This is a genomic window from Oleiphilus sp. HI0043 (assembly GCF_001634935.1).
Genome location: NZ_LWEY01000928.1, coordinates 1 through 401, shown reverse-complemented (window position 1 = coordinate 401; position 401 = coordinate 1). Strand labels below are relative to the sequence as shown.

General features: G+C 47.6%; 1 protein-coding gene. It reads left to right on the top strand.

Annotated features, from left to right (window positions below; genetic code table 11):
• Positions 1 to 401, top strand: a 401-nt coding sequence (locus A3729_RS10310) for a topoisomerase DNA-binding C4 zinc finger domain-containing protein (RefSeq protein WP_197475763.1), incomplete at both ends; no start/stop codon positions are given.

The following is a 401-nucleotide window of genomic DNA, read 5'->3' as shown; positions in this document are numbered from 1 at the left end:
TAGACCAAGCACAGTCGCTTGATGGTGGTATGCGTGAAAATGATCCAACCGAGACAGATATTCCTTGCCCTAGTTGTGGTCGTCATATGCAGGTTCGTACGGGTAGTACGGGCGTGTTTTTGGGCTGTTCAGGTTACTCCTTGCCGCCAAAAGAGCGTTGTAAATCGACGATCAATCTTGTACCGGGTGATGAAATCGCCAGTGCAGATGATGAGGAAGGCGAGTCAAAACTTTTGCGTAAGAAGCGCCGTTGTTCAATTTGTTCAACCGCCATGGACAGTTATCTGATCGATGAGCAACGTAAGCTACACGTTTGTGGTAACAACCCGGACTGTTCTGGGTATGAAGTTGAAGAGGGTGAGTTTAAGATCAAGGGCTATGATGGCCCTGTATTAGAGTGT